The organism is Pontibacterium sp. (assembly GCF_041587635.1).
Taxonomy (GTDB): Bacteria; Pseudomonadota; Gammaproteobacteria; order Pseudomonadales; family Balneatricaceae; genus Pontibacterium.
Genome location: NZ_JBFGYC010000304.1, coordinates 1 through 4,905 on the forward strand (window position 1 = coordinate 1; position 4,905 = coordinate 4,905).

5 protein-coding genes are annotated in these 4,905 nt (G+C 46.7%); all 5 read left to right on the forward strand.

Annotated elements, in window-relative coordinates; genetic code table 11:
- Nucleotides 1-394 (forward strand): hypothetical protein (locus ABYW01_RS14095; protein ID WP_372833767.1); only part of this gene is annotated, 394 nt, incomplete at its 5' end.
- Nucleotides 395-424: 30 nt separating this feature from the next.
- The gene (locus ABYW01_RS14100; protein ID WP_372833769.1) at nt 425-1,594 is read left to right on the forward strand and encodes a polysaccharide pyruvyl transferase family protein; all 1,170 of its coding nucleotides are present in this window, start codon (nt 425-427) and stop codon (nt 1,592-1,594) included.
- Entirely contained in the window at nt 1,591-2,820 is a 1,230-nt protein-coding gene (locus ABYW01_RS14105; protein WP_372833772.1) for a Coenzyme F420 hydrogenase/dehydrogenase, beta subunit C-terminal domain, read from the forward strand. The genes ABYW01_RS14100 and ABYW01_RS14105 overlap by 4 nt, the downstream gene beginning before the upstream one ends.
- Complete coding sequence (locus ABYW01_RS14110) at nt 2,817-3,770, forward strand: glycosyltransferase family 2 protein (RefSeq protein WP_372833775.1); 954 nt, start codon at nt 2,817-2,819, stop codon at nt 3,768-3,770. Before ABYW01_RS14105 ends, ABYW01_RS14110 begins: the two co-directional genes overlap by 4 nt.
- 58 nt (nt 3,771-3,828) lie before the next feature.
- Nucleotides 3,829-4,905, forward strand: a 1,077-nt coding sequence (locus ABYW01_RS14115) for an oligosaccharide flippase family protein (protein WP_372833778.1), incomplete at its 3' end; no start/stop codon positions are given.

Consider the following 4,905-nt stretch of genomic DNA (forward strand, 5'->3'; position numbering starts at 1 on the left):
GGAGCGATATCTACAATGGGTTTATGGTATCGCTGCCGTTAATGAATCTCCTCTGATTGGAATCGGTTACGTGGTATACGAGCGTGCAGAATGGATGTCATGGAGTACTGATAGTTTCTGGTTGTTCTGGACCGTTACACTCGGATATCCGGCGACGGCATTCCTTGTGGGAGCTGTAGCGTTTTTAGGATATAGAATGGCGGTGCACAAAGTTCCGGACGAGTTTCCTGTCGCCCGTATATTTAAGGTTTCCTGGCTTATAACGCTGCTGAGCCTCTGCATCTCTGCAATTACAGTTCATTTCTGGGGCATGATGCATGTCCACCTGTTTTTCATGATCGGTGCCGGCATGTGGCTCTTGGATCTTAGAAAACCTAAGGAAAAACAATTTTAATCTATAGCGCTCTGCGTTTTGGTGTTACTTATGGATAAGTTGAAAATCGGACTTTTATGGCACTCTCTTGGTTCCTCTAACCTAGGAATCGGTGCGTTAACAGTTTCTCAGATGAAAATTATCGCTGCAGCGGCAAAAGAGAGTGGTATTGATTACGAATTCCATCTTATCTGCTGGCCACCTGAAGAGGGTTTTTTTGAGGATACGGGCGAGCCAATCGTTTTTCACTATATGAAGGCGCGGCACTTTGTTAGCCTTAAATCCCCCCTACGCCGGTGGATCAAGGAATGTGACATCGTGTTTGATATTGGTGCGGGCGATTCCTTTGCCGACCTATACGGAACGAAACGATTCCTGTATCTCTTTCTGACAAAAATCTTCTCCGTTATGTATCGTGTACCTCTGGTTCTAAGTCCTCAGACAATTGGGCCGTTCTACAATCCTGTCAACCGCTTTATGGCGAAATGTGTTATGCGACTTGCCAAGAAAGTTTATGCCCGGGACGAGAAAAGCTTTAACTATCTTAAGAGTATCGGTGTCACAAAAAATATCAACATGGCGACAGATGTTGCGTTCCTGTTGCCGTTCGATAAAGCAGAGATGGCCGCGGAAAACGGTAAGCTGAACATCGGACTCAACGTGTCGGCGCTACTTTATTCACAGCAGCGATCTGGTAGTGACAGAATTAGTTTGAGCGTTGATTTTAAAAGCCTAGTTGACCAAATTATTGAGCGCTTGCAGAAAGATGACAAGTACAATATCTATCTTGTCCCGCATGTGAACTCTTCAGAGCACCAGTATGAAAATGATCATGCAGTGTCCGTGGAGATTGCGAACAAATATCCCGGTGTTCAGGTGGCTCCAGAGTTTTTCTCCCCTTGCGTAGCCAAAAGCTTCATTTCTGGTCTTGACCTTCTGATTGGTGCTCGTATGCACGCAACGATTGCGGGGATCTCATCCGGGGTGCCTATTCTGCCGCTTTCTTACAGTCGCAAATTCACTGGCCTTTATGAAACTCTTGGTTACCCTTATATCTGCGATCTGAATAATGCGAGTAATGAAGACGCGATAGTGATGCTGGAGAAGGTCCTCAGTGACCTTCATGGCGCTAAGTCTTCTGCAGAGAAAAGTCAGGAGCTAGCAGTCGAGAAGCTTGCTCAATATCAGTTAGAACTTCAGGCCCTCCTAAAAACACTATGAAGATTATAGACGTTAATAATATTGTAGACTCCGGGCTTTGCACGGGCTGTGGACTGTGTGCGTCTGTAACTAAAGGCGATGCGATAAAGTTTGGTTTTTCCAACGGCGGATATCTGCGTCCTACCCAAGTCAGTGCGTTAGATAGCGATGAGTCAGCGATTATTGCGAAAGCTTGTCCCGGATTAGGCCTCTCTCATGAAATGGGTTGGACTGACAAAAACTATCACCCGGTGTGGGGAAAGATCGAAGATCTGGTAACGGGTTGGGCGACTGATGAGGATGTACGGCATAAAGGGTCGTCTGGTGGCGCGTTAACCACCATTGCCATCTACTTGCTCGAAAGTAAGAAGGTTGATGCGGTGTTGCATATCTCTGCCTCCGACGAGAATCCGTTAGAAAACAGCGTCAGGGTAAGTCGTAGTAGAGGAGAGATCCTTAATGGTGCTGGCTCCAGATACTCACCATCTGCTCCTTTGCTTGGTATTGCAGATATTTTAGATAGCGACGATAGGGTAGCTGTAATCGCCAAACCTTGTGATATCGCTGCGCTGAGGCACTTGGCCAGGGTCGATCCCAAGGTGGATCAACATATTCCTTACATGCTTTCCTTCTTCTGTGCCGGACTTCCAAGTATCAATGGTACCTACGAGGTTCTTAAGCGGATGGACGTGCCACGTAGTGATGTACTTTCTTTCCGCTATCGTGGAAATGGATGGCCAGGCTATACAACGGCTGAAACACGTGGTGGGCGCGTGGAAGAGATGGATTACAACACCTCCTGGGGAACGATTCTCAATAGGTTTATTCAGTTCCGCTGCAAAGTCTGTCCTGATGGTATCGGAGAATTTGCAGACGTAGTTTGTGCTGATGCTTGGCATTGTGACGAGAATGGCTATCCAGATTTCAGTGAAGAGCAAGGTCGTAGCCTAATCGTTTCCCGCACGACAAAAGGACTCCAGTTGAAGTCTGACGCGATTGAAAGTGGATATCTCGAGCAGGATTCCTTTAAGCTGGAGCATCTCGATGATATGCAGCCATACCAGCATCGTAGAAAACAGCTGACGGTATCGAGGCTATTGGCGCTTAAAGTATTCTTTAGAAAAACCCCCGAATTTAGAAATTTCAAGCTTCTTGTTGTATCGCGGAGTGCGAGTCCGCTGGATAACCTTAGAAGTTTTGCAGGCACTGTCATAAGGGTCTTAAAAGGAAAGGTGACCGAATCATGAATGCAGAAAAGGATAGTAGCTGCTTAGTGTCTATCATTATGGTCAGCTACAACACTGCTGACCTGACGATTGAAGCTATCCAATCGGTCATTGACCAGACGACCATCGATTATGAGTTGATCGTATTAGATAACGATTCACCAGATGGTTCATACGAGAAAATAAAATCCCGGTTTGACGGGATTAAACTGATCAAATCTGAAGACAACCTGGGATTTGCGCTTGCCAACAATGTGGCAATAGAGGAAGCAAAAGGGGAGTATGTGCTCCTTTTGAACCCGGATACAGTGGTGTTGGAAGACGCTATAGGGCAGCTGCTGTTCTTCGCCCAGCAGAACCCCAAAGCTAAAATCTGGGGTGGACGTACATTGCATGGAGATCACTCTCTCAACCCTAAGTCATGTTACAGAAAGCTAAATACCTGGAGTATTTTCTGTCGTACTGCCGGGTTGACTGGAATTTTCCCTAACAGTGAGCTGTTTAACCATGAAGAGTATGGTGGTTGGCTTCGGGATCATGAGCGACAGGTAGACATTGTCGTTGGGTGCTTCTTTATGATTAAGCGAGAAGACTGGAATCTGATGGGGGGGTTTGATAAGGCGTTCTTTATGTATTGTGAAGAGGCTGATCTGTGCTTGCGTGCTACCATAGAGATCGATGCGCGCCCTATGGTTACGCCGGATGCCACTATCATTCACTATTGCGGTGCTTCTGATACCGTTAGAGCGGATAAGATGGTGCGCTTGCTGAAAGCAACACTTTTGCTTGTCCATAAGCACTCTCCGAAGTATTTGCGTGGGTTAAACGTGTTTCTGCTCTCTCTTTGGCCGTTTAGTCGAATGCTGGCCTACAAGACTGCTCACCTGATCTCTAAGTCTGAAAAGCACCAGTCCTCCTATGGTGTCTGGAAGGAAATCTGGTCAAGGCGAACATCTTGGAAAAACGTATAGCTCCTTCTGAAAAAGCGAATGCATTTAGACTGATTACTGGTACTTAGAGTCGCGAAAGGTGAAATCTATTTATAAAGCTGGGTGGTTGTTAAGCTCCACCCAGGCGGTTGGTTTATTGGCAACGTTTCTTCGTAACCTGCTAATCGCGCGACTCGTCACTCCAGATGAATATGGTATCGCGGTGACATTCGCTTTGGCGATTTCCGCATTGGAGATGGCCAGCGACTTTGCGTGGGATAAGCTGATTATTCAGTCTGACGACGGAGATGGTGCTCGACTTGTAAACTCCGCGCATACCATGATGGTCATTAGGGGCGTCCTGATTGCGGCAGGTATCTTCTTCTTTGCAGATTCTATCGCCGAGATCTTTGGGGTGCCGGAAGTGGCTTCTTCCTACGAGTTATTGGCGGTCGCCCCTTTGCTGAGAGGGTTTGCTCACCTTGACGTGAAACGTTTCCAGAGAAAGATGCGGTTTCATGCCGAGGCATACGTATTGCTTTTCTCCCAGCTGGCTTCGTTGGCATCTGTTTTTGCACTGATCCCTTTTATTGAGGATCATACTCTGATGTTGTATGCAGTGATCACCCAGGCTAGCGTGCAGCTAATCAGTTCCCATTACTTTGCTGAGCGGCAGTATGGGGTGTGTTTTGATCGGGAAATGTTCGTACGGATGGTTGTCTTTGGTTGGCCTCTGATACTGAACAGCTTTTTGATGATCGCTTCCAATGAGGGGGATAAGCTGTTGGTAGGTAACGCCTTTGGTGTTACTGAGCTGGCGCTTTATTCGATTGTGGTGATGCTGATATATTCCCCAGGAGTAATCATCAGGAAAACCACCAGCTCAATCGCCCTGCCAATACTGTCTAAAGCAAAAGATGACGCAGATGCTTTTTATAAAGCAAATCGGATTTATGCCGGTGCTGTAATGTTTGCGACAGTTGCTCTTATTGTGCCAGTCAGTCTGTTTGGCTCCAGTTTCATAGAGGATGTATTCGGCGACGGATATTCCGGGCCAGTAATTCTTGTTACTTGGTTGTGTGTCGGGCTGGGTGCTCAGATTATTCGTAGTTGGCCGGTGACGGTATCATTGGCAATGGGAGATACTAAGAATGTTCTTTACGGAAATATCTATCGA

Excerpts from the sequence above, each read along its gene's own strand:
- ABYW01_RS14100 (WP_372833769.1), top strand. The coding sequence starts at position 425 with ATGGATAAGTTGAAAATCGGACTTTTATGGCACTCTCTTGGTTCCTCT.
- ABYW01_RS14105 (WP_372833772.1), top strand. The coding sequence starts at position 1,591 with ATGAAGATTATAGACGTTAATAATATTGTAGACTCCGGGCTTTGCACG.
- ABYW01_RS14110 (WP_372833775.1), top strand. The coding sequence starts at position 2,817 with ATGAATGCAGAAAAGGATAGTAGCTGCTTAGTGTCTATCATTATGGTC.